The organism is uncultured Anaerotruncus sp. (assembly GCF_902490045.1).
GTDB lineage: Bacteria > Bacillota > Clostridia > Oscillospirales > Ruminococcaceae > Anaerotruncus.
Genome location: NZ_CABUCJ010000165.1, coordinates 1 through 3,837, shown reverse-complemented (window position 1 = coordinate 3,837; position 3,837 = coordinate 1). Strand labels below are relative to the sequence as shown.

The 3,837-nt window shown below is 61.3% G+C and carries 2 protein-coding genes and 1 pseudogene; all 3 read right to left on the bottom strand.

Features of this window, described 5'->3' with window-relative positions:
* Window positions 1-191 precede the first annotated feature (191 nt).
* A complete protein-coding gene (locus RDM88_RS12055; RefSeq protein WP_308755072.1) occupies window positions 192-602 on the bottom strand; it encodes a hypothetical protein in 411 nt (136 codons plus the stop codon).
* Between the two features lie 44 nt (window positions 603-646).
* Window positions 647-1,980 (bottom strand): annotated as a pseudogene (locus RDM88_RS12050) (glucose-6-phosphate isomerase).
* A gap of 165 nt (window positions 1,981-2,145) precedes the next feature.
* On the bottom strand, window positions 2,146-3,321 hold the full coding sequence (locus RDM88_RS12045; protein ID WP_308755071.1) for a D-alanyl-D-alanine carboxypeptidase family protein: 1,176 nt from the start codon (window positions 3,319-3,321) through the stop codon (window positions 2,146-2,148).
* Window positions 3,322-3,837: the final 516 nt, after the last annotated feature.

The following is a 3,837-nucleotide window of genomic DNA, read 5'->3' as shown; positions in this document are numbered from 1 at the left end:
GCGGACTTTTGGTTCCTTTTCGTCCGCCCGAAAAGGAACCCGTGGCGCGCGGCGGAACGCACAAGTAATTCTCGCCGCTTGGAAAGCGGCAATTCCCGTAAAAGCCGCGCCGCTCCCCGAACGGCAAAATTGACAAGCGGCCGCCCGGAGGGCGGCCGCTTGTTACGCATGATAAATGTGGAAGCCGGGGCTCAGATGATATATTGGTGGATGCGCTCGGGCAGATCGCTCTTGTCGCAGGAGACGGTAAAGGTCATCGTGGCGCCGTTCTGATCCAGCAGCTTTACGAGTTTGTCGACCATGACGGCGAACGCCTGGAAGTCCTTGCCGCCGACCTTGAAGGTCGCGTCGACAAACACTTCCGTGATGTCGTAGTTGCCCGCGAAGAGGCCGCAGAAGAATCCATAGAACGCGTCGAAGCCGCTGACGGCGTAGTCGTCGATGTCGATGAGACGCGCCTGGTGGCTGATGTCAAAGGTCAGAGTGTTGCCCTTTTCCACGCAGACCACGTTGCCCTTGGAAGTCGTCACCGCTTCGTTGACCATGCCGATGAGCCGCTTGGTTTTTCCGGAGCCTTTGTTTCCTACGATAAGCTTTATCATGTGAAATTCCTCCAATATATGAAATTTGGTTTCCAAACGTCCTGTTAGCCCAGCTTCGCCTCGAGCGCCGCGCGCTGGTCCTCATAGCCCGGCTTGCCGAGCAGCGCGAACATGTTCCTCTTGTAGCTCTCGACGCCCGGCTGGTTGAAGGGGTTCACCGCCAGCAGGTATCCGCTGATCGCGCACGCCTTCTCGAAGAAATAGACCATGTAGCCGAACTCATGCTCGTTGATCTCGGGGACTTCGAGCACCATGTTCGGCACGCCGCCCTCGGTGTGGGCGAGGATGGTGCCCTGCATCGCCTTGTGGTTGACGACCGACATGTTCTGGTTGGAAAGGAAGTTGAGCCCGTCGAGGTTTTCCGGGTCGTCCTTGACGAAGAAATCCTTTGTGGAGTTTTGGATGTCCACGACCGTTTCAAACATGCAGCGGCTGCCTTCCTGGATAAACTGCCCCATCGAGTGGAGGTCGGTGGAGAAGACGACCGACGCCGGGAAAAGCCCCTTCTGGTCCTTGCCCTCGCTCTCGCCGAAGAGCTGCTTGAACCACTCGTTCATCATCGTGAACGCCGGCTCGTAGCTGACGAGCAGTTCGACCTGCTTGCCCTTGCGGTAGAGGATGTTGCGGTAGGCCGCGTATTTGTAGCAGTCGTTTTTGCAGAGGTCGTCGACGGCCAGGTCGTCCATCGCGGCAGCCGCGCCGCCCATCACCGCGTCGATGTCGATACCCGCGACCGCCATCGGCAGCAGGCCCACGGCGGTCAGCACCGAGTAGCGCCCGCCCACGTCGTCGGGGATGACGAAGGTCTCGTACCCCTCGCGGTCGGAGAGCTCCTTGAGGGTGCCGCGCGCCTTGTCGGTGGTGGCATAGATGCGGCCCCTGGCCTCCTCCCTGCCGTACCGCTGCTCGAGCAGCTCGCGGAAGACCCGGAACGCGAGCGCGGGCTCGGTGGTGGTGCCGGACTTGGAGATGATGTTGACCGACACGCGCCTGCCCTCGCAGAGGGCCAGCACCGTGTTGAGGTAGTCGGGGCTGATGCTGTTGCCGACGAAATAGATGTCGGGGGTATCCTTTTTCAGATTGTTGTAATAGGGGGAGCGCAGCAGCTCGAGCGCGGCGCGCGCGCCGAGGAGCCGCCGATGCCGATGACGAGCAGCAGGTCGGTATCCGACTGGATCTTCTTCGCCGCCGCTTTGATGCGGGAGAACTCCTCCCTGTCGTAATCCTTCGGCAGGGTGGTCCAGCCGAGATAATCATTGCCCAAGCCGGATTTTTCCGTCAAAGTCCGGTGCGCGGCCAGTACCTGCGGTTCGATCGCCTTGAGCTCATGTTCGTTCACAAAACCTTTCAGATACCTGGTGTTTAACTTCATTGCCATCTCAGGTCTTCCTTTCCGCTTGGATATTGTACAAATCGCACAATTCGACGTCGTGCAGAATCCTTCTTTGTTACACATATTGTACCCTATTTGGCGTTCCATTTCAAGCCGGGTTTATGAAAATTCCAAAAATAATCCATACCGGCCGCGGGTGGCCAAACGCCGCTACATTGCGATCAGCCGGCAGAGCAGTTCCTTCAGCGCGTTGCCGAAGGTCATCCGTTCCACGCCCTCCGCCGCGACGAGGTTGTATTCGCAGAGGACGCTCTCCCCCACCCGGACCGTCACCTTCCCGAGCATCTGCCCCGCCTCGACCGGGGCTTCCACGTCCTCGAGCAGTTCGGCCTGCTGTTCGATCGCATCCTTGTCGGAGGTCTTGACGATCACCGCCCCCGGCGTTTCGGACAGCACTGAGACCTCCCGCGCCACGCCATGACGCACAGGCACCGCGTCCAGCCCCTCCAGCGGCGGCAGTTCGACGCGGGTGTAGTTGGCAAAGCCGTAGTCAAGCAGGCCGCGCGCGGCGGAGAACCGCTCCGCCGACGTAGGGCTTCCGAGCGTCACCGCGACGAGCGACATCCCCTTGCGGGTCGCGCTCGCCGACAGGCAGCTGCCCGCCCCGTTCGTCGTGCCCGTCTTCAGCCCGGTGCAGCCGTCATAGAACCGCACGAGCTTGTTCGTGTTGACCAGCTGGGTCTGGCCGTCCCGCAGTTCCGACATCCACACGCTCGAGTACTCGGTGATCTTCGGGTGCCTGAGCAGCTCCCGGCTCATCGCCGCGATGTCGCGCGCCGTCGTCACATGCCCCTCCGCGTCCAGCCCGGTCGCGTTCACAAAGTGGGTGTTGGTCATCTCCAGCTGCTGCGCACGCTCGTTCATCAGGCCGACGAACGCTTCCTCGCTGCCCGCGACCAGTTCCGCCAGCGCCACCGACGCGTCGTTGGCGCTTGAAATCGCCGTAGCCTTCAAAAGATCGTCGACCGACATCTGCTCCCCGGCCTTGAACCAGATCTGGCTGCCGCCCATCGACTCGGCGTGCTCCGAACAGGTCACCATATCGTCGATTGAAATGCGCCCCTCGTCGAGCGCCTCCATGACGAGCAGCATCGTCATCACCTTGGTGATCGACGCGGGGGGCAGCACCTCATCCGCGTTCTTTTCAAAGAGCACCCGCCCGCTCTCCTGCTCGATCAGGATCGCCGATTTCGCGGGCAGGGAATTGTCCACCGGCGCCGCCGTCTCAAGCGCGGTCATGTCCGGCAAATCCTCCGCACAGACCCCCGCCGACAGCGGGACGCATATCAAAACGCTCAGTAGGATTGCCGCGAGCCTTTTCTTCATATCCGCACACCTCTCCTGTCAAATTAGTACATGTGTATGCGGCGCCGACGGGTTTTATTTGCGGGGGTCCTCAGATTTGCCGCTCATCGAGAGGCGGAGCTTTCCGGTGGTCGGCCGGCGACGGTTTTAGATTTCCCGCCCAGTGGCCGGAGGGCTTGCCGGTAGTCGACCGGCGGCGACCCTATTTCTTGTCCGTACAAGAAATAGGGGAAAGAAACCGCAAGGGGAGAACCCCTTGACCCCCGCGCCGCCTCCGGTTGGCCTTCGGCCAAAGTCGGCGGCTCCCGTGACACGGATCAGCAGGCGAGCGTACAGCATCCCATTTGCCGCCGCGCCGCAGGCGCAATGCCTCTGCCGGCAAGCCTCCGGAACCGTGCCGGAAGTTCGTTCGGGGAGGCACGGGCGGCTTCACCGCGTCTTCCGTCTCCCTTTGTTGGGAGCGCCGAGATTAGGTTGAGCCTTCAGCTAGTGTACCTGTGGGGAGCGGCGGCAGTTCGCGGGTCTTGGCAAGGTACT